The sequence below is a fragment of the [Bacteroides] pectinophilus genome, assembly GCA_025146925.1.
GTDB classification, from domain to species: domain Bacteria; phylum Bacillota; class Clostridia; order Lachnospirales; family Lachnospiraceae; genus Bacteroides_F; species Bacteroides_F pectinophilus.
The window spans coordinates 2,483,576-2,507,505 of record CP102260.1 but is presented as its reverse complement, the minus strand read 5'-3'; the positions used below and the strand labels follow the sequence as shown (position 1 = coordinate 2,507,505).

Sequence of the window (23,930 nt, the reverse complement as noted above, 5' to 3'; positions counted from 1 at the left end):
CGGTGCAAGCAAGAAAAAATCGCATAATTAGTGCAATGAGTGGGCAATTCCAATTGGAGTTGCCCATTTTTAAAACAAACAGAAATACAAATCGGAATTTTTGAGAGAAATTTAAAAACCGTCTCATTGCATGAGTATATTTATTGAGATATGATTGGCTTGGAGGTGATACTTATGGCAAATGAAGATAAAAAAGATTTTAATGCTATGCTTATGGATAGCAAGGATATGCCTAAAGTTCAAATAATAACAGATGAAAAGAGCATTGAAAAATATGGTGGAGATAAAATGTACTTTGCCCCACCTATTGACTATGACAAAGTAATGCGACTTGTGCCTTGTGGTAAATTGCTTACTGTAGGTACAATAAGAGATTACTTTGCTAAACAAAGCGGTGCTGATTTTACAGAGCCAATCACAGCTGGAATTTTTGTTTCAATAGTTGCATGGGCGAGTTATCAGCGTGCAGAAGATAAAACACCTTATTGGAGAACATTAAAAGCAAATGGGGAATTAAATGCAAAGTATCCTGGAGGAGTTGAGGCACAAAAGGAGATGCTTGAGAAGGAGGGACATACTGTAATACAAAAAGGTAGAACCAATATTAAGTATTATGTTAAGGACTACGAAAAAGCATTATTTACATTGTAATAGATAATGTGAAACTTTCAGTTTGCCAACTTGCCCTTTGAGAGAGGAGAAATCCCTTTCTCAAAGGGCTTTTTCTATTTATACGGATATTCGCAAACTACAAGATAAAGCCAAAACTTCATATACTCTAAGCACAAGGAGGTTGAGGTTTGGCTATGAATAACAGTTTAGCAGAAGTACACCCGGAGCTTGTTTCGGAGTGGTCGGAAAAGAATTTAACGCTTACGCCTGATGACATTACTTTCGGTTCAAATAAAAAAGTATGGTGGAGAGGTGCTTGCGGTCATGAATGGCAGGCAAGCGTTAAGGCTCGTTCTAATGGAGAGAAATGTCCGATATGTTCCGGTGCGAGAGTGATTGCAGGTATTAACGATTTGGCGACATTAGAGCCACTATTGGTAAAGCAGTGGTCGAAAAAGAATAAGATAAAACCGATAGAGGTTTCTATTGGTTCTCATAAGAAAGTGATATGGAGATGTAAAAAAGGTCACGAGTGGGAAGCTGCCGTTAAGAGCAGGACAATAAATAAAACAGGTTGTCCGTACTGCTCTCATAATAAAGTGTTGGCAGGATTTAATGACCTTGCAACACTTCTGCCGGATATAGCTGCCGAGTGGTCGGATAGAAATTATCCGTTACTTCCAACTCAGGTTACGGTCTTTGCCAATCGTAAGGCTTGGTGGAAGTGTAAGGATTGCGGCAGAGAGTGGAACACCCTTATTTCTACTCGTTCCGGTGGGAGCAAATGCCCGTATTGCAGTGGGTACATATTCCTGAAAGGGTTTAATGATTTGCAGACAACACACCCTGAAATTGCTTCGGAGTGGTCGGAGAAGAACTTACCATTGAAGCCTGATGAGGTAAATGCAAAATCGAGGAAAAATGTCTGGTGGAAGTGCAGAAAATGCGGTAACGAGTGGAAATCAGTTATCAATGGGTCAACCGAGGTGCTAGAGGTATTGCTGTTTTTGCTGATGAAAACCGTTCACGGCAAAGACTGACACATTACTTTGACATTTCAGATACTCACGAAAGCAGATATTCAAGAACAGTCCCGATTTGGGATATGCGTCAGGAATACGAAGCTGATGTGATTGAAACATTGGAAAGCACTTTCGGAGAGATTGAGAATAAGAGCAGTCTTGCCGAAGCAATTATGGGAGCAGCAAGAAATGCGGCAGAGGATAATATCCCTGATTATCTGCAAGACCTTTACTATGCAACCAAGGGCAGTTCCTTTGAGGAAGTGGAAGAGGATATTGTGGCTTTCATTTATAAAAATGTCGTGACAAATAGTGTGGCATATATGATGATGTCAAGGCTCGGCGTTGATACGGACGGTTATTTTGAACTTGATGATTTCAGAGATGTTACTAACTTCAATACGCAGGAAACACTCAATGCACTTGGATTTGCTACCAGTGATATTGCAGAAATGGGATTAACGGAAATATCTAAAACAATTACTGCACTCAACCGTCAAAATCGCATAATTGTCGGTCAGGACAGAAATGAATACAATAAGGTTGAAAATAATGACGAAAGGAGTTTGGACGATGAACGAACTGACCTACACGATGGTGGGCGATTACAGCCTTCCGAACCTGAAACTTCCACAGCAGCCGGAAGTGACGCTGGGCAGGTACGCTCAGATGAGGAGAGAGTTTCTGAAGGAACATCACAGAGTCCTTTACTACAATCTCCTGACGAGGGGCGAACTGACACAGCACTTGGCGGAAGTGGAACAGAGAGCCAGCAAGATGGAGAAAACAATTCTGAGCCAGATGGCACAGAAAGAGGGAGTGACCGAACAGATGAAAGCGGAGGATATGATGAAATGGGTTCGTCTGATGAACTCCCTTCGCAATTCGGCACAGGAAATCGTGAAAGCGGAAGTGATATTCGCTTAGAGTATTACGACAGAACGCACGAGGATAAAAGCCTTCCGTTCTTTGGACGTGATGAAGTAATCAATGAAATTCTCAGAACGACACCACATTTGTCAGCAAGTCTGGAAGAAATCAAAGATTATTATGAACGTAATCCTGATAACAAAGACCGCACAGAGTATATAAAGAGTATTTTCAATAATGATTATACCGAACTTACTTTAGAGGACGGCAGGACAGTAGGGTACAAGACCTTTGAAAACGTTCTGCATTTGTGGGAGGGCAAATACGACAGCAGAACCGCACAGAGCTATTATGATTGGGCTGTTATTGCCCGTCATTTTGAAGCTATGCGATTACTGGGAGAATTAAGTGACAGCATAAAACCATTACCGTCAATGGACGGTCAGATGACATTCATATTAGACGGTCGGGCAGAGGAAAAGAAAACCTCTGCCTTTACTTTTTCTCAGGAGATTATCGACGCTATTCTTGCGAATGGAAGCGGATTTTCTGAGGGAAAAATGCGTATTTATGAGCAGTTTGAAAAAAGTCTTTCTGCAAAAGAAAATGCCGACTTCTTGAAAAATGAATATGGTTGGGGCGGTTCTTATCCCGTCATAATCGGGGCAGGCATTGATGAGAGCCACGATGGAAAAGGTATTACGATTACGAAAGGCATCGGTAAAGAAGGCTGATATGTTTTCTAAGAGGACAATTAAGCCGCATACTCCGGTTACTTCTGTTGATACGGCAAGCGAAGCGTTGGCGGTATCTCTTGGAGAAAAAGCCACGATTGATATGGACTATATGATGGAGCTTTCCGGTAAATCGGAGAATGAAATCTTTGAGGACTTAAAGGGTGTTATCTTCCTAAACCCGCTTTATGAGTATGGAAATTCTTACGAACCGAAGTATCTGATGGCTGATGAATACCTTTCGGGTAATGTCAGGGAAAAGCTGAGGATTGCAAAGAAGTCGGCAGAACTCTATCCGGAAGATTATAAGGTCAATGTAGAAGCACTTCAAAAGGTGCAACCGAAAGACCTGACTGCAAGTGAAATTTCCGTGCGACTTGGTGCAACTTGGCTGCCACCGGACGATGTGCAGGAGTTTATCTTTCATTTGCTTGAAACACCACGCTATGCACAGTGGAATATCAAAGTTCACTTCTCCCCATTTACGAGTGAGTGGAATATTGAGGGCAAATCCTATGACAAAGGAAATGTAAGGGCATATAACACTTACGGAACTTCCCGCATCAATGCCTATAAGATTATCGAGGAAACGCTGAACTTAAAAGATGTGCGTATCTTTGATTATATCGAAGATGATGAGGGAAAGAAGAAGGCTGTCCTGAACAAAAAGGAAACAGCGATTGCTCAGTCGAAGCAGGAAATGATTAAGCAGGAATTTCAGGACTGGATATGGTCTGACCCTGAACGAAGGGAAAGACTTTGCAAATCCTATAATGAGAAATTCAATAGCGTCAGACCTCGTGAGTATGATGGAAGTCATATCATCTTCAATGGTATGAACCCTGAAATTGAACTCAGGGAACATCAGAAAAATGCGGTTGCCCATATTCTTTACGGAGGAAATACGCTTCTTGCACACGCAGTCGGAGCAGGAAAAACTTTTGAAATGGTAGCGGCAGCACAGGAGTCGAAAAGGCTTGGACTTTGTAACAAGTCACTGTTTGTTGTACCAAATCACTTGACCGAACAATGGGCGGCTGAGTATTTGCAACTCTATCCGGCGGCGAATATCCTTGTCGCAACAAAGAAAGATTTTGAAACCAAGAACCGTAAAAAGTTCTGTGGCAGGATTGCAACCGGAGATTATGACGCAGTTATCATCGGACATTCACAGTTTGAGAAAATCCCAATGTCCATTGAAAGACAGAGGGCAATCTTAGAACAGCAGCTTGAGGAGATAACGGGAGGAATTGCAGAACTCAAGCGAAATCGAGGGGAAAACTTCTCCATAAAGCAGCTTGAAAAGTCAAAGAAATCTATCAAGCAGAAACTTGATAAACTCAATGACCAGACGAAAAAAGATGATGTTGTAACCTTTGAGGAACTTGGTGTAGACAGGCTTTTTGTTGATGAAAGCCATTATTACAAGAACCTTTATCTTTATACAAAAATGCGTAATGTGGGTGGTATCGCACAGACGGAAGCACAGAAATCTTCCGACCTCTTTATGAAGTGTCGTTACCTTGACGAGATTACCGGAGGACGAGGAACCGTATTCGCAACGGGTACACCTATCTCAAACAGTATGGTGGAACTCTATACGATACAGCGATATTTGCAGTACAACACGCTTGTGAAAAACGGGTTGCAGCACTTTGATGCCTGGGCTTCCACTTTCGGAGAAACCATTACAGCAGTGGAACTTACACCGGAAGGAACGGGATACAGAGCAAAGACAAGGTTCGCAAAATTCTATAACTTGCCTGAACTAATGGCGATGTTCAAGGAGATAGCGGACATTAAAACAGCAGATATGTTGAACCTGCCAGTACCGGAAGCAAAGTACCATAACATTGCAGTAAAGCCGTCGGAAATGCAGAAGGAAATGGTTGCTTCCCTTGCAGAGAGAGCCGAGCAGGTGCGTGGCGGCGGTGTGGATTCAAGCGTAGATAATATGCTGAAAATCACGAATGACGGAAGAAAACTGGCTCTTGACCAGCGTATGCTAAACGACATGCTGCCTGATTTTGAGGGCAGTAAAATCAATGCCTGCGTTGATAACATCTATCGGATATGGAAAGAAAATGCCGACAAGAAATCTGCACAGCTTGTGTTTTGTGACCTTTCCACGCCGAAGAATGACGGAACATTTTCCGTCTATAACGACATCAGAAAGAAGCTGATTGAGAGAGGTATTCCTGAAAGTGAAGTGAAGTTCATACACGAAGCCGACACGGATATGAAGAAAAAAGAACTGTTCCAAAAGACCCGCAAGGGAGAAGTCAGGGTGCTTCTTGGCTCTACTCAGAAGATGGGTGCCGGGACGAACGTGCAAGACAAACTTATTGCACTTCACGACGTGGATTGTCCGTGGCGACCTTCAGATTTGGAGCAGCGTTCCGGTAGAATTGTCCGTCAGGGCAATGAAAATCCGCAGGTAGATATTTACCGCTATGTAACAGAGCAGACCTTTGATGCATACCTCTATCAGCTTGTGGAAGGTAAGCAGAAGTTCGCAAGTCAGATTATGACGAGCAAATCTCCGGTCAGGTCGGCAGAGGATATTGATGAAACTGCACTGTCCTATGCGGAGATAAAAATGCTTGCAACAGGTAATCCATATATCAAAGAAAAGATGGACTTAGACATTCAGGTGCAGAAGCTGAAGATGTTAAAATCCAATTTCTTATCGGAGAAATACGGACTGGAGGATAAGGTCATCAAGTTCTACCCACAGCAGATTGCTTACTTGAAATCCCGTGTAGAGGGACTTACCAAAGATGTTGAAACAGCAAAATTACACCCGAAACCGACAGACGAGCAGCCGCTTGGAATGATGGTATCGGGTGTTTCTTATTCCGAAAAAGCCGAAGCAGGTCAGGCAATCATCAATGCCTGCAAGTCAATGAATAGTCCCGATGCGATACCACTTGGCGAGTACCGTGGCTTTCAAATGGAACTGTATTTTGATACGGTGCAGCGTAATTATGTTGTGAAATTAAAAGGCGAAACAAGCAGAGATGTACCGCTTGGCGACGACGCTCACGGTAATATCGTGAGAATAGATAACGGTATTGAACGCTTTGAGGAAGCACTTGCTGATACGAAAAACAGTCTTGAAAATACGGAAAAGCAGTTTGAAACAGCGAAGCAGGAAATCGAAAAGCCGTTTGCAAAGGAGGAAGAATTGAGGGCAAAAACTGCCCGACTTGATGAGCTGAATATCCTGCTCAATATGGATAAAAAGGAAAATGAGATTGTCGGCGGAGAGCCTGATGAGGGCGAAGCAGTCGGCGGCAGAAAGGAGAAATCGTATGAGAGATAAACTGAAAGGCGGTGGTCGATATGCCTTTTATCGCACCTGAGTTAATCATTCAGGCGAAGCAGATGGACTTATTAACCTACCTGAAAAATTATGAACCGTATGAGCTGGTTAAGTTTTCAGGTAATACCTATTGCACCAGAACCCACGACAGTTTGAAAATTTCAAACGGGAAATGGATATGGTGGTCGAGAGGAATTGGCGGCAGGAGTGCCTTGGATTATCTGATTAAGGTCAAAGGTTACAGCTTCCTTGAAGCAGTGGAAACCATTATCGGACACACAGCGATTCAGGCTCCGGTCTATGAAAAGCCACAGCCAAAAGAGGAAAATAAACCGCTTCTTCTCCCTGAAAAATGTGCTTCCAACAGAGTGATTACAGAGTATCTTTTCGGGAGAGGAATAGATTTTGAAATCATCAATTACTGTATCTCTAATGACCTTATCTTTGAGAGCCTGCCGTATCACAATGTTGTATTTGTAGGCTATGACGAGAAGAAAGAACCGAAATATGCAGCCTACCGTTCCACGAATAAGCGTAGGATTATGGGCGATTGCAGTGGCAGTAAAAAAGATTATTCTTTTCGGCTTGGTAAGGAAAATTTGGAGGAAGTACACCTCTTTGAGTGTGCCATTGACTTGTTATCCTATGCCACGCTTGCAAAACTGAACGGGCAGGACTGGAAAGAAATAAGCTTTGTTTCGCTGTCCGGGGTGTATTCTCCGGCAAAGAAAATTGAGGACAGTAAAGTGCCGATTGCACTGGAAAAGTATCTTGGCAGTAACCCATCTGTCAGGAAAATCCGTATCCATTTTGACAATGATATAGCGGGCAGAAAGGCAGCACAGACCTTAAAAACTATTCTGCCGGATAAGTATGAAATCGTTGATGAGCCACCAAAAGCAGGTAAGGACTTCAACGATTTTCTTTGTATGCGGATGGGAATTTACAATAAAAAAACACACGAAAGGAATGAAGAACGATGAATGATACAAAGATTAAAGTTCTCTTGGTAGAACCGGAAAAGTACCCGAAGGAAATTGTAATCGACGACAGTCTGGAAGCAATGCAGGAGGTTGTCGGCGGGGATATTGAGGAATATATGCCCTTTGATGATGACGTTGCAATCATCTGTAATGAGGAAGGAAAGATGAGAGGACTTCCGCTTAATCGTGCTGTTTATGTGCAGGACAACGATAAGAAAGAGATGGTTGATATTATCTGCGGCAAGTTCTTTATCTGTTATGCACCGCCTGAGAGTGAGAGCTTTCAGAGCTTGCCGGACGATATGATGAAGAAGTATAAGGAACAGTTCAAGTATCCTGAACGCTTTTCTAAGGAAGTGGGCGCCAATATCGTGGCTGAACCTTTTAAGCCGAAATCAAAGGATTATGAGAGATAGTAGCCTGAGAACGGGGCAACCCAGAGGAGATGTTTAATCTTAGCGAGCAGACCATTTGGATAAACACAGTTTCCCAAACGGTAAAAGGCTCGTTAGGGGTTGCCCCTAATACCCCGTGAGAAAGGAGAACTTGATTTGAGAGAGTTATTACTTATCGCCGCTGGAACACTGCTCGGCAGTTGTCTTGGCGTTACGATGATGTGCTTATTCCAGATTAACAAAGATTGCAAAGTAAAGAGAAAGGAAGATACCGATTATGAGAAAGAGAAACATTCAGAAGATTGTACGCTTTAACCGCAAGGAAGCACAGGACTTGGCAGCAAAGGCAAAGAAGGCTTGTCTTTCCGAAGCCGGACTTATCCGTTTACTTATCAGAGGTTACGAGCCGAAAGAGAAACCCGATGACCGCTTCTATGATGTGATGAGGGAACTTTCCTCTATCGGTAATAACATCAATCAGCTTGCTGCCAAAGCAAATACACTCGGTTTCATTGACGCACCTATGCTGAAGAATGAAGCTGCGAAGTGGAATAAGTTCCAGTCAGAGATTGAGAGGACATATCTTCGTCCAAATCAGAGCGAAATGAAATGGCAGTAACAAAGTTGTGGTCGGTAACAGAAAGGCTCGGTCAGGTCATTGACTATGCGACCAATCCCGAAAAGACTTCTGCAAAAATCAAAAGGGAGTTTTCGCCGGAACAGTATCAGGCTCTTGCAGATGTTATTGCTTATGCAAAGGACGAGGAAAAAACAGAGCGTGAGTTCTATGTTGAGGGTATCAACTGTAATGTAGCGATTGCCCGTGACCAGTTCATAACGGTTAAGGAGCAGTACCAAAAGACAGACGGTATCCAAGCCTATCACGGATATTTGAGTTTCAAGGAAACAGATATATCTCCTGAGATGGCACAGAAAATCGGAATGGAATTTGCAAATGAAGTGTGGGGGAAAAGATTTCAGGTCGTTGTGACAACCCACCTGAACACAAAGCACCTGCATTGCCATTTTGTCATCAACTCTATTTCTTTCGTCGATGGGAAACATTTATGGGGAGAGGAAAAGGCGTGGTTCAAATTCCGAAAAGTTGCAGACAGGATTTGTGAGAAGTATGGACTTTACTATGACCCGAATCCGAACCGCAGTAAGCAGTCAGATTATCTGACGATGAAAGAAAAAGCAGGTATGCCGACACGCTACTCGGTTGCAAAGGAAGCCATTGATTATGCTATCGACCACAGCAAGACCTTGAAAGAATTTCAGTTTGCTCTCAAGGAAATGGGATATGCCTATAACCTGAGTCCAAGCCGAAAATACTGGACGGTCATTCCAAAGGGATACGATAAGCCGATACGACTGAAAAATCTCGGAGCAGATTATACCAATGACCGGATTGTAGAGCGTATCAAAGAAAATCGTGACAGATGGGCAGAGATTGAGCCGTTCCAGAGGGCGACTTATAAACCAAGACAGTACCGTATGCAGACCAGAGGGCAGAAGCTGAAAAAGAAAGGCGGGCTTTATGGACTGTATCTGTATTACTGTTACAGACTTGGTTATCTGCCCAAGTATAAGAAACAGAATAACGCAAGGCTTCATTATCTTTTGAAAGATGATTTGATGAAGCTCGATAAGATTACTGATGAAGTAAGGCTGCTCGGACGAGAAAATATTTCCACGGACGAACAGCTTTTTTCATATAAGACTTCCTTAGAGGAGCAGATGAAAAATCTGATTGCCGGAAGAACACATCTCCGAAAAAAGATAAGAACAAATATTGATGATGGTCAGCTTCAGACGGCAAAAGATGAAATCGCTTCTATCAATGGAGAATTGAAAAAACTCCGACGGGAAGTAAAACTCTGCGAGGATATTGCGGAGAGGTCAAAGGTTATGGAAGAAAATCTTGAGCATACGCAAGCGGAATTACCCAGAACGTCGATGACCTTTTGCAGAGCCACACAGCAAGAACAATGCTTGCAAACTCAGAGTTTATCATTATGCTGAATCAGGCTTCCACAGACAGGCTTGAGCTTGCAAAACTTCTGAATATTTCCGACCTTCAGATGTCTTATATCACGAATGTGGAAGCAGGACACGGACTTATCAAGGTGGGAAGCTCGCTTGTACCGTTTGCAAACAAATTCCCTAAGAACACGAAACTTTATAAACTGATGACGACCAAGCCGGGCGAAGCGTAAGGAGGGATTTACAATGTCTAAAATTCAATTTCGTAATGCTGCACACAGAGATTTTGTATTAGAAAATTTGGATAAGTGCAAAGTCAACGACTGCTATCACAGAGCATTTTTCTATGTGATGGGTATTTCAGAAGAAACGAGAATGAATATCGGAAAGATGTTTGATTTCAAGAGGGACTGTATCATACCGGAAGGTATGCATGGCGGTTGGCAGACCAGTGGCACAGTCAAGGTCTGCCACCTTGCCTTTAATCTCTGGAATGGATTTACGGAAGAAGGCAGGGAAAATCTCTATACACCGGAGGAACTGTTCTGTTGTGGATATGCTCCGTATTTCATGGAGGGTATCAAGTTGAGGTATCCGGAGTATTGCAGAGATTTGACTCCACCTAAGAGAAACGATATGGAAAGGTAAGAGAAAATGAGCAGAAAAATCTATATTATTATTGCGATGGTGTTTACGGTAGTGTTGTCTGTAAGCACCTTCTTTATTATCCGTAATCACATTGACTCTGCCAAGCAGAATGAAGTCTATGATAACCTTGCGGAGATTGTGGAGGACGAGCCGCCAAAGGAAAATGAGGGAGTGACGTTTTCGGAAGATAAGGACTATCTTGCGGAATATCTTGAACTCTATCGGCAGAATGAGGATATGGTGGGTTGGATAAAGGTTGAGGATACCAATATCAACTATCCGGTCGTGCAGTCTGTAAATGAGCCGAACTTTTACCTGAAGCACAAGTTTGATAAGACCTATTCCGCTTATGGCTGTCCATATGTGCAGGAAAATTGTGATGTGCAGAAACCTTCAGATAACATCATTATTTACGGACACCACATGAATGACGGTTCTATGTTTACGGGACTGATGAAGTACAGAAACAAGAGCTTTTGGGAAGGTCATAAGATGATTACCTTTGATACACTGACGGACAGACACCAGTATGAAGTGATTGCAGTCTTTAAGACGGTTGTTTATACAAACAGCTCTGACAGCTTTAAGTATTATGAGTTTACGGACGCAGAAAATGCGGCAGAGTTTGATGCGTATGTTGCCAAGTGCAAGGAACTTTCTCTGTATGATACCGGAGTATCGGCAGAGTATGGCGACAAGCTTATTTCTCTTTCTACTTGTGAATATTCAAGAAACAATGGCAGGCTTGTTGTTGTCGCTAAGAGAGTGGATTAAACCCCACTCTCTATTATTTTTCGAGAAAGGAGGAAACCGATGGCTGATATAAAAACAAGAGATACAAGCAAAGGTACAATCAAGACCATAAATAAGGCAGCAGTTGCCACGGAGCGAATGAAGAAAGCCTATGTGATGACGAAAGATAAGGCAGAACATTCCACCAATGCTTCGGAAAATTCCGCAGAGGAATATGCTTCCGATAAAATCGAAGCGGCAGCGGATAGGGCTGTTCACGAAACTGCATACCGTGCGGATAAAGTCGGCAGATGGGGTGTGCGTGAAACAAGGCAGAATTATCAGAAAGCCAAAACGGGAATTGAGAATTTCAAGACCAAGCGTGCAGAGAAACAGCTTCAGAAACAATCGGTCAATCCTGTCGGAAAACAGAGCATCCGAACTCTGGAGCGTACGGAGAAAACAATTAAACAGTCTGCAAGGTCGGCAGGAAATACGACAGTCAAGACCGTATCGAAAGGTGCAACCAATACTGTTCAAAGGTCGGTCAAGACCGCAGAACAAACGGCAAAGACTTCTATTAAGACCACCAAAGAAGCTGCCATTATAGCACAGAAAACAGCAAAAACAACAGCCAAAGCAACACAGAAAGCGGCTCAGACGGCAAAGAAAGCGGCGAAAGCCACAGCAGATACCGTTAAAGCCACAGCGAAAGCTACTGTTGCGACAGTCAAAGCGATTATTGCAGGGACAAAAGCACTTGTAGCAGCAATCGCCGCAGGCGGTTGGATAGCGGTTCTGATTATTATGATTGTCGTGCTGTTTGGTGCTGCCGTAGCAATGTTTGGAGGAGGAAGTGACAGTAATTCCTATACTCCGGTAAGTGCAGAGGTAGAAGCCTATGAACCCATCATACAGAAGTATGCCAAAGAGTACGGCATTCCTGAGTATGTGGAACTTATCAAGGCGGTTATGATGCAGGAAAGCGGTGGCAGAGGACTTGACCCTATGCAGGCAGCAGAGGGAAGTTTCAATACAAGGTATCCGCACGAACCTAATGGAATTAAAGACCCTGAATATTCTATCCAGTGTGGAGTTCAGGAATTGAAAGCGGCTCTTACTTCGGCAGAAGTGGAAAGTCCGATAGATATGGAGCATATCAAACTTGCCTTGCAAGGCTACAACTTCGGTAATGGGTATATTTCTTGGGCAAAAACAAAGTATGGCGGTTATTCTTATGCCAATGCAGTGGAGTTTTCCACTCAGCAGGCACAAAGGCTTGGTTGGGACAGTTATGGAGATACCCAATATCCGGCTCACGTTTTGAGATACTATCCGTATGGGCGAGCCTTTACTGCCGGAGGTAATCAGGCGATTGTTGAGGTTGCCTTGACACAGCTAGGCAATCAGGGCGGACAACCTTACTGGAGCTGGTACGGCTTTAATAGTCGAGTGGAATGGTGTGCCTGCTTCGTATCTTGGTGTGCTGACCAATGCGGGTATATTGAAAGCGGACTTGTTCCGAAATTTGCAGGTTGCGTGGATGGTGCAAACTGGTTTAAGTCAAATGGAAAATGGCAAGACCGCACTTATGAACCAAAGGTAGGAGATATTATCTTCTTTGATTGGGAAGGCGACGGTACAACAGACCACGTTGGTATCGTAGAGAAGTGTGAGAATGGCACAGTTTATACCGTAGAGGGCAACTCAGGCGACGCCTGCAAGCAAAGACAGTACGCAGTCGGAAGCAGCAATATCTATGGATACGGTATTCCGGCATATTAAAAATTCCAGACGGTGTCTGGAAAATTGAAAAGATGGCTGCTCAGTTGAGTAGCCATCGGGTACATTATGAGAAATCAGTTGTTTCTCTGTTATTCAGGAAAATATGGTGTGTGTGATAAGTGAAGCTAAAAAGCATATCGGCATTTTCTTTACTGCCGTCTAAAAAGGAAATATCATCGGCAAGGATAAAAAGAATTGCTAACAGCTTCTTGATATATCCAGTGTAGCAGGCATAATCTACATAGATGTTGGCGATATATCCCTCGGCAAATTCTATCAGGTCAGCGTCAATTTCAAAGCTGTTGGATAACTCGTAAACGGTCTTGATGAATTTGTCCTTATCAGCAATTCGTTCTTTACTTGGAACACTTCTGCGGTTCTTCTGTATGAATTTCAAAAAATCATCAGCTTCCGTAAAGTCAGGAGTGATTGTGTTGCCAGTTCCCAAATCTGTTTTGTAATCCTCAAATTTCTCTTTTTCAAACCGATTACTGAATATTATCTTTTGTTCGTCCATTCCTTTTTACCCCTAAGTTTATTCTATGGAGATTGTTTAACTTGGCTCTTGGGTTGTGATTTGTCTTTCGCCATTAACAATCGTGAATTACTACTTTTATAGTATAACATAAAAATAGTTGGGAATCATCACTAATAGTTGGTTTGACTTCCTTTGGGTGCGTGTGATTTGAAATCGACTTAACCTATACTATTAGTTATGGAAACACACTAAGGGAGGTGATGTGATGAAGCTCGATACAATCGGCAAGAATATAAGAAAGTTCCGACTTGCGAGGAAATTACGCCAAGAAGATTTGGCTGAGAAAACAGATTTGACAACAAATTATATTGGTATGGTTGAGCGTGGAGAGAAAATTCCGTCACTCGAAACTTTCATAAAGATAGTAAATGCTTTAGGTGTATCATCGGATATGGTTCTTACTGATGTCCTGGAAACGGGATATACAGTCAAGAACTCTATGCTGAATGAGAAGCTTGAAAAACTTGCTCCTGAAGATAGAAACAGAATTTATGAAGTTATAGATACACTTGTGAAGCAATCAAAGCAAATACTTCCATAAAACACAGAAGTTCGTCTTAATCGACGAGCTTTCTTTTTTTCAGTATAAAAAATTTCAGCTATCGACAAATTTTTCGGGACTTCGACAGAGCAAATATGCTATAACAACAACTGTCAGTGATAGACACATACTAATAGACATAGGAGGAAGTAGAAGTGAACGACATTTTCAGACAAATAGCAAAAGAAAATGGAACAACCGAAAAAGCAGTAAAAGAGGAAATGCAGTTTGCCATTCGGGAAGCAATGAAAAGTGCTGAACCGGAAGCAATAGCTTTTTGGAAAGCAGTTGCACCGGACGGAAAAGAGCCGCCGATAGAAAAGGTCATAGCAATGATTGCATTGAATGTTAATAATAGAATGTATAATTGAGGTGCTTCGGCATCTCTTTTTTATTATTCTTTAAAAGAGTTGTATTAGGTGTTTGTAAAAAGTGACACCTTAGTGTCTGAAAGGTTACATTTCTGTCCGAAATCTTGAAATGCCTGAAAATTTAATATATAATGTTAAATGGTTAACTGTAACGAAGAAGAATTATAAGATGAAGAGGTGTTACTGATGAAGATATGCTATAACAAACTTCAAAAACTTATGATTGACAATCAAATGAAAAGACAGGATTTAATGCGTGCAGCCGAAATTACATCATACGCTGCAACGAAGATAAATAAGAATGAGCCAGTATCTCTTGAAGTACTGATGAGGATATGTCAGGTATTTCACTGTGACATCGGAGATATATGCGAAGTCATTTTAGATGAAGATTAAAACACGGAGGTAATTATAGATGGCAAGGGCTGCTAAACCAAAGAAAGAAATATCAATGGAAGAAGCACTTTGGAAAAGTGCTGATAAACTGAGAGGTTCTGTTGAGCCTGCGGAGTATAAGCACGTTGTTCTGAGTTTATTCTTCCTTAAATTTGCCAGTGACAAGTTTGAGGAATGCCGTAATAAGATTATTGCTACACACGGCGAAAAGTATGCGGATATGAAACCGTTTTATACTCAGGAAAATGTATTCTATCTTCCTGAAGAAAGCCGTTGGAAATACATTATTGAAAACGCAAAACAGGACGATATTGCCCTGAAGATAGATACAGCACTTTATACGATTGAAAAGAACAACCCGGCACTGAAAGGTGCTTTGCCGGATAACTATTACTCCCGCTTACATATAGATACGGCAAAGTTGGCTTCTTTGCTTGATGAAATCAATCGTATCAACACTGATGATAAAGAGAACGACATTATAGGTCGTGTATATGAGTATTTCCTTAGTAAGTTCGCTCTTGCAGAAGGAAAAGGTAAAGGAGAGTTCTACACACCAAAGTGTATTGTAAACCTGATTGCCGAAATGCTTGAGCCTTACGATGGAATACTTTATGACCCTTGTTGCGGTTCGGGTGGTATGTTTGTTCAGTCCATCAAGTTCGTAGAAGCACACAGCGGTAATAAAAAGAAAGTGTCTATTTACGGTCAGGAATACACAAATACCACTTTCAAACTGGCAAAAATGAACTTAGCTATCCGTGGTATTTCTGCAAATCTTGGAGAGATGGCAGCCAATACATTTACCAACGACCAACACAAAGACCTTAAAGCAGATTTCATTATGGCAAACCCACCTTTCAATCAGAAGCAGTGGAGAGCCGAGAATGAGCTTGTAGACGACCCTCGTTGGAATGGATATGAAGTTCCACCAACAAGCAACGCAAACTATGGTTGGATACTGAATATTGTTTCTAAACTTTCACAAAACGGTGTGGCAGGTTTCCTGCTTGCCAATGGTGCATTATCTGATGATGGTACAGAGCTGAAAATCAGGCAGCAGCTTATAGAAAATCACTTGGTAGAAGCGATTATTATTCTTCCGAGAAACCTTTTCTACACCACTGACATCAGCGTTACCCTTTGGGTACTCAATAAGAATAAAAAGGCTCGTGTTGTGGAACAGAACGGAAAGCTCAAACGCTATCGTGACCGAGAAGATGAAATACTCTTTATGGATTTACGACAGATGGGCAGTCCTTATGAGAAGAAGTACATTGAATTGACAGAGGAAGATAGAGCCAAAGTTACAAGTGTATATCATAACTGGCAGCAGGAAGGCTATGAGGAAACTTATGAGAATGTGCCGGAGTTTTGCTATTCTGCTTCTTTTGAAGAAGTAAAAGAAAAAGGATTTACTCTTGTACCAAGCAGATATATTGAGTTTGTCAACCGTGATGAGAACATCGACTTTGATACAAAAATGAAGTCATTGCAGGGAGAACTCAAAGAACTTCTTGTTCAAGAGGAAAAATCCAAATCAGATTTGCTTGCTGTATTTAAGGAGTTGGGATATGAAATCGAATTATGATATTTTAGGAAACCATATCCGACTGATTGATACTCGGAACAGAGAAAGCATAACAGACAGAGTTTTGGGAATTAACATAGACAAGTTCTTTATGCCGTCGGTTGCAAATGTCATTGGTACGGATTTGAGTAAATATAAACTGATAACAAAAGGAAAGTTTGCATGTAATCCAATGCATGTTGGTCGTGATGAACGACTTCCGGTTGCATTGTATGATGAAGAAAAACCTGCTATTGTTTCTCCGGCATATTTTATGTTTGAGGTAATAGATAACAGCATTTTGAATGAAGATTATCTGATGATGTGGTTTCGCAGACCGGAGTTTGACCGTATTTGTTGGTTACATACTGACGGAAGTGTACGTGGTGGGATTACTTGGGACGATATTTGCAGACTAGAATTGCCTATTCCGCCTATTGAAAACCAGCTTGAAATAGTGAACAGTTATAAGGCAATTACGGAGAGAATTGCTTTAAAGCAGAAGATAAATGATAATTTAGACGATACTGCTCAAACATTGTATCAAAAATATTTTGAGTCCAACTCAGATAAATCTTCTTGGAAACAAGGCACTGTTGGCGATGTGTTGCAACTACAAAGGGGGCATGATTTACCTCGAACTGAAATGACTGGTGGTAAATATCCCGTTGCAGGTTCAACTGGAACAATTGGGTATCATGATGAATTTACTGCTGAAGCTCCTGTTATTGTAATGGGACGAAGCGGCAATATTGGCAACCCAAGATTGTACCTTTGCAACTGTTGGACACATAACACATCGCTCTATGTAAAACAAATTTATGAAGCAGAACCGTTGTGGGTATTTTATTTGCTCAAAAATCTAAATTATGATGGCTTTGTTGGTGGTAGTGCAGTTCCTACATTAAATCGAAACGATGTTCATGCTTATGGAATAGCAATTCCACCACTTGAATTACAGAAATCTTTCTCCCAAAAGGTTATGAGCCTTATTTATTGCAAAGAAGAAAATCTTTCTGAAATAGAAAAACTGCAAGAATTGCAGAAAATAATTCTTACAACAATGTCAAGCCGCTAAATTATCATTTACAATAGAACTCCCATCAGTGGCGGGAGTTAAAACAAGGGACTGCCACTGGTAGTCGTTCTCTTAAAAAAGAAAAGGAGAATTGACTATGAAACAGAACCTAATCACTGATGTTATTCAAGGAATGTTACCTTATCTGAATAACGCACAGACAGAAAGATTGCAAGAGGTGTTGCAGTATACACTTTTTGATTATGAGGTAACAAAGATAAAAAAAGATGAGGAACTTTCAGAACAGAATTTAGTAGAATCTTTCCTATCGGCAAAGCGTATTGAAGGCTGTTCTGAGAAAACTCTGAAATACTATAATGCAACGATACAGTCAATGCTTGATGGTATTGGAAAGAGTATCAAATATATCGTAACTGACGACATTCGTTGTTATTTGACAGAGTATCAAGCAAAGAAAAAATCAAGTAAAGTTACGATAGATAATATAAGACGAATACTTTCCAGTTTTTTCTCTTGGCTTGAGGACGAGGATTATATTTTGAAAAGTCCGGTCAGGCGAATACATAAGGTTAAGACCGGAACAAACATTAAGGAAACTTATTCAGATGAAGCACTTGAATTGATGAGAGATAATTGCACAGAACTCAGGGACTTGGCGATGATTGATATGCTTGCTTCAACGGGGATGCGTGTCGGAGAAATGGTGTTGCTAAATCGTGAGGATATAGACTTTAACGAAAGAGAATGTGTGGTTTTCGGCAAAGGCGATAAGGAGCGAATAGTATATTTTGATGCAAGAACAAAAATACATTTGCAGAATTACTTAAATAGCCGAAAGGACGACAATCCAGCACTTTTTGTTTCATTACAATCTCCGCATAATCGAATGAATATCGGAGGTATTGAAGTGAGATTACGACAGCTTGGAAAACGCTTGGGATTAAATAAGGTACACCCTCATAAATTCAGGCGAACACTTGCAACAATGGCAATAGACAAAGGAATGCCAATAGAGCAGCTTCAGCAGCTCTTGGGGCATAGAAGAATAGATACGACATTGCAATATGCAATGGTCAAGCAGAGCAATGTGAAAATTGCTCATAGAAAATACATTGGTTAAGGTGGTAGGAATGGAAAAAGGATATAAGATATTAGGCAATTACATTCGACTTGTGGACGAGCGTAATAAGAATTTAGCCGTAACAAAGTTGCTTGGCGTAAGTATAAGTAAAAAATTTATTCCTTCAATCGCAAATATTGTAGGAACTGATTTATCGAATTATAAGATAGTCAGAACGGGACAGTTTGCATACGGACCCGTTACTTCACGAAATGGAGAGAAAATTTCTATTGCTTATTTAGATGAAGAAGATTGTATCATTTCAAGCTCTTATACAGTTTTTGAAGTTGAAAATAAAGAGGAACTTGACCCTGAATATCTTATGCTTTGGTTCAGCCGACCAGAATTTGACCGTTATGCAAGGTATAAGTCACACGGAAGCGTAAGAGAGATTTTCGATTGGAATGAGCTTTGTATGGTGGAACTTCCAGTACCAGATATTGAAAAGCAGAGAAAAATAGTGAAAGCCTACAAGACGATAACCGATAGAATAGATTTGAAACAGAAGATAAATGATAATTTAGTGGCTTGATAACTGAGCCAAAGCTGTGGCTTGCAGTTCTTCAAGTAGAGCGATTTCCTTTGTGTTTAAGGTCATTTGCTCAACTATTGCAGCAAGATTCAGTTCTTCAATAAACTCAGACGAAGGAACAACAATTTTTATGTTATCAATGAAGTTCTTACTGAGGTTATCTTGGGCTCCACCATTAGAAAGTCTGCTTATTGCCGCTTGGCTCTGAATTAGTGAGAAGTACAAGTATGCTGCATCAGCTTTTGAATTGCAAATCATACCACAAATAGCTTGGTTGGTCGTTGCTTCAATAGCAAGATAACCAACTTCTCCAGCGGTAACGCCATACATCGCCATTAAAACTGTGTCCTTTGGAAGCAGTTTTGTGGAACTCTCACTCAACCCTAATGGAGTGATGTATTCTTCCGTTTGAAGCGTAATATTATTATGGACTTCGCCTGATTTTACCCAAGAAATCGTTCCGTTCTCCCAATATTCGTTGTTGGTACGAGATGGAGTAGAACCAGATTTTGTTTCTCTACAAAATTCAGATACGGTTTGAATTTCAAAATCATCAGGCAAAGTCAGTCTATCCATTTCTGGCTCGGTCAGATTTATCAATGCACCTCTGCCGACATTCTTTTGGATAGAAGCTGTGCCAACCGCCACTAAATTATCATTTACAAGGAGGAACCTATGTCATTAGCAGATATAATTCAGATTATAATCGGAGTATTGTCACTGGTGGCAACAATAGCAGTTTCTTTTTTGATTTATTGGTTGCAATCACGACATGAAAAGGAAATACAGAAATTGCAATGCGAAAAGGAACGTATAGCATTGCAAGAAAAAGCTCGACTTTTTCTAATTGATAATCAAGAGGAAAGAGATTATTTGCCGTGGTGTATTATAGCAGCTAATCTATATCCGCTTGAAAAGCATACAAGGAAAATTTATTCGGAATACTGCCGGTGTTCTGAAGAATTACAAAATGAGATATTAAATCAAGCCGGATATAAGATTAAACAATTTACGGGAAAGTATTGGTTACAGGGATGTATAGATAAACTTCAGCAAGATATAGAGAAATATAATTTGGGAAGGGATTATTTGTATGATGGAGCAAAATATTTTCATCGAAGCTATGATAGATACCGAGAATTAGAATGGAACGGCACTCCTAATATCTTTGAACCTATAAACAAAGAAAATCGTCTGATGATGATTTTGAATGTGGCTCAAATATCTATTGGAGAGTATATTGATGAATATTTCTATTATTTCGTAGATAAAAAAATGGATTTTGATAAGGAAACACCTATACCTCCGATTGATTATGTATGGGAATATCAAAGTCTAGCACACACAAGAGAAGAAACCGTTTGTATGTGGATGATGGAACTTGTTGAGAATATAGCAACAATTATAAATAATAAGTTTGGCGAAGATGTTGATTGTCAGTTTTTCTTAGAGTATACCGACGCACAAGCAGAAACTTATGAAGATAAATATTATGAAACAGTACAAGCACTTTATAATGCTTATTATACAAGTGTAGTTGCATCATAATTTGATGCAGAATACCAAAGGAGTGAACGCAATGGCAAATTTTAATGAACACGCATTGGAAATGTCAATAATGGAGTTGTTCAAAGACGAGGGGTACACCTATGTCAGTGGCGACCAGATACACAGAGAAAGGACGGAGGTTCTGCTTACGGACGACCTGAAGCAATACCTCTATAATCGCTATGCGAAAGATGGTATCACACCGAGTGAGGTGGATAGTGTCATTCTAATGCTGCGTAATATTTCCGGTACAATTTATGAAGCAAACAAAGCTGTATTTAAGTTGCTCTGCGATGGATTTATTCTTAACCGTGAGGATAGAACGCAGAAAGACCTCTATATTGAACTTATTGATTTCGACACTCCCGAAAACAATATTTTCAAAGCGGTTAATCAGTTTGAAATTGAAGGCGTAAATAATCAGTTGCGTATTCCTGATGGCATTGTGTTCGTAAATGGTATTCCTGTTGTTGTTCTTGAATTTAAGAGTGCAGTACAAGAGAATACGACCATAATGGACGCATATAAGCAACTTACAATCCGTTACCGTAGAGATATTCCAGAGATTTTCAAATACAATGCGTTTGTTGTTATCAGTGATGGAGCAAATAATAAATATGGTTCTTTCTTCAGCCCATATGATTTCTTCTATGCGTGGAGAAAGATAAACTCAGACGATAAAGAACTGGACGGTATCAATTCTCTTGTAACAATGATAAAAGGACTTTTCCGAAAAGACCGTTTGCTTGAAGTTATTAAAGATTTTATTTATTTTCCGGATAACTCAGATAAGGATTTGAAGATAGTGTGTCGTTATCCACAGTTCTTTGCGGCAAATAAATTGTATGAGAATATCAAGGCTCATCTTCGCCCCGAAGGAGATGGTAAAGGTGGTACATACTTTGGAGCGACAGGCTGCGGCAAGAGTTATACAATGCTTTTTCTTACCCGTATGCTGATGAAAAGCAAATACTTTTCTTCTCCGACTATTCTTATTATTACGGACAGAACAGACCTTGACGACCAGCTTTCCAAACAGTTTGTAGGTTCAAAGAAATATATCGGGGATGAAACTGTTGTAAGTATTGAGTCCCGTGAGAAACTTCGTGAGGAGCTTCAAGGACGAGAGAGTGGCGGTGTTTATCTGACTACCATTCAGAAATTCACAGAGGATTTGCAGCTTCTTACAGACAGAACGAACGTTATTTGTATTTCTGATGAAGCACACAGAAGCCAAATCAATCTCGACCAAAAGGTTAAGATTACAGAGTCAGGTGTTCAGAAAACCTATGGCTTTGCCAAGTATTTGCACGACTCTTTACCAAATGCAACTTATGTTGGATTTACCGGAACTCCGGTTGATGGAACAATCGAAGTCTTTGGTGGTGTTGTAGACGCATATACAATGACGGAAGCTGTTAAGGACGGTATTACAGTTAATCTTGTTTACGATGGTCGTGCAGCTAAGGTTATGCTTAATCAGGACAAGGTAAGACAGATTGAAGAATATTATGCACAGTGTGAGCTTGAGGGAGCAAATGAACATCAAGTAGAAGAAAGCCAGAAGGCAGTTGCCAAAATGGAAGTTATTATTGGCGACCCTGACAGACTTCGTGCTGTTGCGGAGGACTTTATCAAACATTATGAAACCCGTGTGGCAGAAGGTGCAACTGTAGCAGGCAAAGCAATGTTTGTATGTTCCAACCGAAATATAGCATACGATTTCTATAAAATAGTAAAGGAACTCAGACCGGAATGGACAGAAAAGAAGATTTGTGATGACGGGGTTGTTCTGAGTGAAAAAGATAAAAAAGAGTTGAAGCCAATGGAAAAAATTAAGTTGGTTATGACTCGTAATAAAGATGATGAAAAAGACCTCTTTGATATGCTTGGCACAAAAGAGGATAGGAAAGAATTTGACCGTCAGTTCAAAAATCCGAAGTCAAACTTTAAGATTGCCATTGTTGTAGATATGTGGCTGACTGGTTTTGATGTGCCGGAACTTGATACGATTTACATTGATAAGCCTATTCAGCAGCATACCCTTATTCAGACGATTTCCCGTGTAAATCGTGTATGCGAGGGCAAGGATAAAGGCTTGATTGTTGACTACATAGGTATCAAAAAAAACATGAACACTGCCCTCAAGAAATATACGAATTTTGAGAGCGAAGAATTTGAAGGTGTGGAGCAGTCTATCACGATTGTAAAAGACCAGTTAGAAGTTCTTGGTCAGATGTTCCATAACTTCAACAGCAGTGATTTCTTCAATGGTTCGCCTACCGAACAGCTTGCCTGTCTGAACCGTGCAGTTGAGTATGTGCAGTTGTCTGAAGAACTGGAAAGAAGATTTATGGCAGCAGTCAAGAGAATGAAGCAGGCATTTAATCTTTGTAGTTCAAGTGAGAAATTCTCTGATGAAGATAAAGATTATATCCATTTTTATTGTGCTGTCCGTTCTATCCTTTTCAAGTTGACAAAGGGCGACGCACCGGATATTGAGCAGATGAATGCTCGTGTCCGCAAAATGCTTGAGGGAGCAATCCAGTCGGATGGCATTGAGGAATTATTTGAAACCGGAAAGCATATATCGGTGGATATTTTCAGCGATGAGTATATGGATAAGATAAATGCTATTCAGTTGCCGAATACGAAAATCAAGATACTTCAAAGACTTCTTTCTCAGGCGATTGACGAGTTTAAGAAAGTTAATAAAATTATGGGTGTGGAATTTGCAGACAGACTCAAGAAAGTTGTTGATGAGTATAATAACCGACGTCGTGATGAAGCGTATGCCAACGAAGTCCTTGATGATGTTGCGGAGCAGCTTGCACAGTTGTTGTCTGAACTGAAAACAGAAAAGAACTCCTTCAAGAATATGGGAATAGATTATGAGGAAAAAGCTTTCTATGATATTTTGAAAGCAGTTTCCAAGAAGTTTGAGTTTGAATATCCGGACGATAAAATGATTGAACTTTCCAAAAGGATAAAGCTGATTGTTGATGATAAGTCACGCTATACCGATTGGTCTGCCCGTGATGATATTAAGGCAAACTTGCAAGTGGATTTGATATTGCTGCTTGATGAGTTCGGCTATCCGCCAGTAACCATTGATGATGTTTACAAGGAAGTTCTTGAGCAGGCAGAGAATTTCAAGAAGTATGCACAGTAAATGAGAGGTGT

Annotated in this window: 24 protein-coding genes and 1 pseudogene; 23 read left to right on the top strand and 2 right to left on the bottom strand. The window is 40.8% G+C overall.

Features of this window, described 5'->3' with window-relative positions; genetic code table 11:
* Positions 1-174 precede the first annotated feature (174 nt).
* The 14 genes and pseudogenes from NQ488_11780 to NQ488_11715 all read left to right on the top strand — a co-directional run bounded on the left by NQ488_11780 (position 175) and on the right by NQ488_11715 (position 13,092).
* A complete protein-coding gene (locus NQ488_11780; GenBank protein ID UWN95239.1) occupies positions 175-651 on the top strand; it encodes an MGMT family protein in 477 nt (158 codons plus the stop codon).
* 155 nt (positions 652-806) lie between these two features.
* A complete protein-coding gene (locus NQ488_11775; protein ID UWN95238.1) occupies positions 807-1,652 on the top strand; it encodes a zinc-ribbon domain-containing protein in 846 nt (281 codons plus the stop codon).
* Positions 1,653-2,228: 576 nt separating this feature from the next.
* Positions 2,229-2,561, top strand: coding sequence for a TnpV protein (locus NQ488_11770; protein ID UWN97158.1), 333 nt, complete (start codon positions 2,229-2,231; stop codon positions 2,559-2,561).
* The gene (locus tag NQ488_11765; GenBank protein ID UWN95237.1) at positions 2,489-3,238 is read left to right on the top strand and encodes a hypothetical protein; all 750 of its coding nucleotides are present in this window, start codon (positions 2,489-2,491) and stop codon (positions 3,236-3,238) included. Before NQ488_11770 ends, NQ488_11765 begins: the two co-directional genes overlap by 73 nt.
* A complete protein-coding gene (locus tag NQ488_11760; protein UWN95236.1) occupies positions 3,192-6,563 on the top strand; it encodes a DEAD/DEAH box helicase family protein in 3,372 nt (1,123 codons plus the stop codon). Before NQ488_11765 ends, NQ488_11760 begins: the two co-directional genes overlap by 47 nt.
* Before the next feature lie 20 nt (positions 6,564-6,583).
* A complete protein-coding gene (locus tag NQ488_11755) occupies positions 6,584-7,546 on the top strand; it encodes a DUF3991 and toprim domain-containing protein (GenBank protein ID UWN95235.1) in 963 nt (320 codons plus the stop codon).
* Entirely contained in the window at positions 7,543-7,962 is a 420-nt protein-coding gene (locus NQ488_11750) for a DUF3846 domain-containing protein (protein UWN95234.1), read from the top strand. Before NQ488_11755 ends, NQ488_11750 begins: the two co-directional genes overlap by 4 nt.
* Positions 7,963-8,097: 135 nt before the next feature.
* Positions 8,098-8,256, top strand: a complete 159-nt coding sequence (locus NQ488_11745) for a DUF3789 domain-containing protein (GenBank protein UWN95233.1) — start codon at positions 8,098-8,100, stop codon at positions 8,254-8,256.
* Positions 8,219-8,560 carry a plasmid mobilization relaxosome protein MobC gene (mobC, locus tag NQ488_11740; GenBank protein ID UWN95232.1) on the top strand — a complete coding sequence of 114 codons (342 nt, stop codon included), beginning with the start codon at positions 8,219-8,221 and terminating at the stop codon, positions 8,558-8,560. The genes NQ488_11745 and mobC overlap by 38 nt, the downstream gene beginning before the upstream one ends.
* Positions 8,551-9,966 (top strand): relaxase/mobilization nuclease domain-containing protein, encoded by a 1,416-nt coding sequence (locus NQ488_11735; GenBank protein UWN95231.1) that lies wholly within the window; start codon positions 8,551-8,553, stop codon positions 9,964-9,966. The genes mobC and NQ488_11735 overlap by 10 nt, the downstream gene beginning before the upstream one ends.
* Positions 9,870-10,160 (top strand): annotated as a pseudogene (locus tag NQ488_11730) (TraE family protein). The gene NQ488_11735 and the pseudogene NQ488_11730 overlap by 97 nt, the downstream one beginning before the upstream one ends.
* A gap of 13 nt (positions 10,161-10,173) precedes the next feature.
* On the top strand, positions 10,174-10,575 hold the full coding sequence (locus NQ488_11725; protein ID UWN95230.1) for a DUF6075 family protein: 402 nt from the start codon (positions 10,174-10,176) through the stop codon (positions 10,573-10,575).
* Positions 10,576-10,581: 6 nt separating this feature from the next.
* Positions 10,582-11,349 (top strand): class B sortase, encoded by a 768-nt coding sequence (srtB, locus tag NQ488_11720; protein ID UWN95229.1) that lies wholly within the window; start codon positions 10,582-10,584, stop codon positions 11,347-11,349.
* 39 nt (positions 11,350-11,388) lie between these two features.
* Positions 11,389-13,092: a lysozyme family protein gene (locus NQ488_11715; protein UWN95228.1), complete on the top strand. Its 1,704-nt coding sequence runs from the start codon at positions 11,389-11,391 to the stop codon at positions 13,090-13,092.
* Between the two features lie 64 nt (positions 13,093-13,156).
* Here the strand turns inward: NQ488_11715 and NQ488_11710 are convergent, their stop codons facing one another.
* Positions 13,157-13,609: a hypothetical protein gene (locus tag NQ488_11710; protein ID UWN95227.1), complete on the bottom strand. Its 453-nt coding sequence runs from the start codon at positions 13,607-13,609 to the stop codon at positions 13,157-13,159.
* Between the two features lie 226 nt (positions 13,610-13,835).
* Between NQ488_11710 and NQ488_11705 the strand changes: the two genes are divergently transcribed.
* The 7 genes from NQ488_11705 (at position 13,836) to NQ488_11675 (ending at position 19,199) form a co-directional block, all read left to right on the top strand.
* Positions 13,836-14,171, top strand: a complete 336-nt coding sequence (locus tag NQ488_11705) for a helix-turn-helix transcriptional regulator (GenBank protein ID UWN95226.1) — start codon at positions 13,836-13,838, stop codon at positions 14,169-14,171.
* A 155-nt stretch (positions 14,172-14,326) separates the two neighbouring features.
* Positions 14,327-14,542, top strand: coding sequence for a hypothetical protein (locus NQ488_11700; GenBank protein ID UWN95225.1), 216 nt, complete (start codon positions 14,327-14,329; stop codon positions 14,540-14,542).
* 186 nt (positions 14,543-14,728) lie between these two features.
* Positions 14,729-14,938 carry a helix-turn-helix transcriptional regulator gene (locus tag NQ488_11695; GenBank protein UWN95224.1) on the top strand — a complete coding sequence of 70 codons (210 nt, stop codon included), beginning with the start codon at positions 14,729-14,731 and terminating at the stop codon, positions 14,936-14,938.
* Between the two features lie 19 nt (positions 14,939-14,957).
* A complete protein-coding gene (locus tag NQ488_11690; GenBank protein UWN95223.1) occupies positions 14,958-16,529 on the top strand; it encodes a type I restriction-modification system subunit M in 1,572 nt (523 codons plus the stop codon).
* Positions 16,513-17,586: a restriction endonuclease subunit S gene (locus tag NQ488_11685; GenBank protein ID UWN95222.1), complete on the top strand. Its 1,074-nt coding sequence runs from the start codon at positions 16,513-16,515 to the stop codon at positions 17,584-17,586. The genes NQ488_11690 and NQ488_11685 overlap by 17 nt, the downstream gene beginning before the upstream one ends.
* 97 nt (positions 17,587-17,683) lie before the next feature.
* Complete coding sequence (locus tag NQ488_11680) at positions 17,684-18,667, top strand: tyrosine-type recombinase/integrase (protein UWN95221.1); 984 nt, start codon at positions 17,684-17,686, stop codon at positions 18,665-18,667.
* Positions 18,668-18,677: 10 nt separating this feature from the next.
* Entirely contained in the window at positions 18,678-19,199 is a 522-nt protein-coding gene (locus NQ488_11675) for a restriction endonuclease subunit S (protein UWN95220.1), read from the top strand.
* Here NQ488_11675 and NQ488_11670 read toward each other — a convergent pair.
* On the bottom strand, positions 19,188-19,847 hold the full coding sequence (locus NQ488_11670; protein UWN95219.1) for a restriction endonuclease subunit S: 660 nt from the start codon (positions 19,845-19,847) through the stop codon (positions 19,188-19,190). The two genes, NQ488_11675 and NQ488_11670, sit on opposite strands and share 12 nt — an antisense overlap.
* A gap of 27 nt (positions 19,848-19,874) precedes the next feature.
* Between NQ488_11670 and NQ488_11665 the strand changes: the two genes are divergently transcribed.
* The gene (locus tag NQ488_11665; protein UWN95218.1) at positions 19,875-20,747 is read left to right on the top strand and encodes a hypothetical protein; all 873 of its coding nucleotides are present in this window, start codon (positions 19,875-19,877) and stop codon (positions 20,745-20,747) included.
* Positions 20,748-20,778: 31 nt separating this feature from the next.
* A complete protein-coding gene (locus NQ488_11660) occupies positions 20,779-23,919 on the top strand; it encodes a type I restriction endonuclease subunit R (protein UWN95217.1) in 3,141 nt (1,046 codons plus the stop codon).
* Positions 23,920-23,930 lie beyond the last annotated feature (11 nt).

Coding starts and splice junctions, on each gene's coding strand:
- NQ488_11680 (UWN95221.1), top strand. CDS start 17,684: ATGAAACAGAACCTAATCACTGATGTTATTCAAGGAATGTTACCTTAT.
- NQ488_11695 (UWN95224.1), top strand. CDS start 14,729: ATGAAGATATGCTATAACAAACTTCAAAAACTTATGATTGACAATCAA.
- NQ488_11780 (UWN95239.1), top strand. CDS start 175: ATGGCAAATGAAGATAAAAAAGATTTTAATGCTATGCTTATGGATAGC.
- NQ488_11765 (UWN95237.1), top strand. CDS start 2,489: ATGGGTTCGTCTGATGAACTCCCTTCGCAATTCGGCACAGGAAATCGT.
- NQ488_11760 (UWN95236.1), top strand. CDS start 3,192: ATGGAAAAGGTATTACGATTACGAAAGGCATCGGTAAAGAAGGCTGAT.
- NQ488_11775 (UWN95238.1), top strand. CDS start 807: ATGAATAACAGTTTAGCAGAAGTACACCCGGAGCTTGTTTCGGAGTGG.
- NQ488_11705 (UWN95226.1), top strand. CDS start 13,836: ATGAAGCTCGATACAATCGGCAAGAATATAAGAAAGTTCCGACTTGCG.
- NQ488_11735 (UWN95231.1), top strand. CDS start 8,551: ATGGCAGTAACAAAGTTGTGGTCGGTAACAGAAAGGCTCGGTCAGGTC.
- NQ488_11665 (UWN95218.1), top strand. CDS start 19,875: ATGTCATTAGCAGATATAATTCAGATTATAATCGGAGTATTGTCACTG.
- NQ488_11755 (UWN95235.1), top strand. CDS start 6,584: ATGCCTTTTATCGCACCTGAGTTAATCATTCAGGCGAAGCAGATGGAC.
- NQ488_11750 (UWN95234.1), top strand. CDS start 7,543: ATGAATGATACAAAGATTAAAGTTCTCTTGGTAGAACCGGAAAAGTAC.
- NQ488_11690 (UWN95223.1), top strand. CDS start 14,958: ATGGCAAGGGCTGCTAAACCAAAGAAAGAAATATCAATGGAAGAAGCA.
- NQ488_11685 (UWN95222.1), top strand. CDS start 16,513: ATGAAATCGAATTATGATATTTTAGGAAACCATATCCGACTGATTGAT.
- NQ488_11715 (UWN95228.1), top strand. CDS start 11,389: ATGGCTGATATAAAAACAAGAGATACAAGCAAAGGTACAATCAAGACC.
- NQ488_11675 (UWN95220.1), top strand. CDS start 18,678: ATGGAAAAAGGATATAAGATATTAGGCAATTACATTCGACTTGTGGAC.
- srtB (UWN95229.1), top strand. CDS start 10,582: ATGAGCAGAAAAATCTATATTATTATTGCGATGGTGTTTACGGTAGTG.
- NQ488_11660 (UWN95217.1), top strand. CDS start 20,779: ATGGCAAATTTTAATGAACACGCATTGGAAATGTCAATAATGGAGTTG.
- NQ488_11770 (UWN97158.1), top strand. CDS start 2,229: ATGGTGGGCGATTACAGCCTTCCGAACCTGAAACTTCCACAGCAGCCG.
- mobC (UWN95232.1), top strand. CDS start 8,219: ATGAGAAAGAGAAACATTCAGAAGATTGTACGCTTTAACCGCAAGGAA.
- NQ488_11710 (UWN95227.1), bottom strand. CDS start 13,609: ATGGACGAACAAAAGATAATATTCAGTAATCGGTTTGAAAAAGAGAAA.
- NQ488_11725 (UWN95230.1), top strand. CDS start 10,174: ATGTCTAAAATTCAATTTCGTAATGCTGCACACAGAGATTTTGTATTA.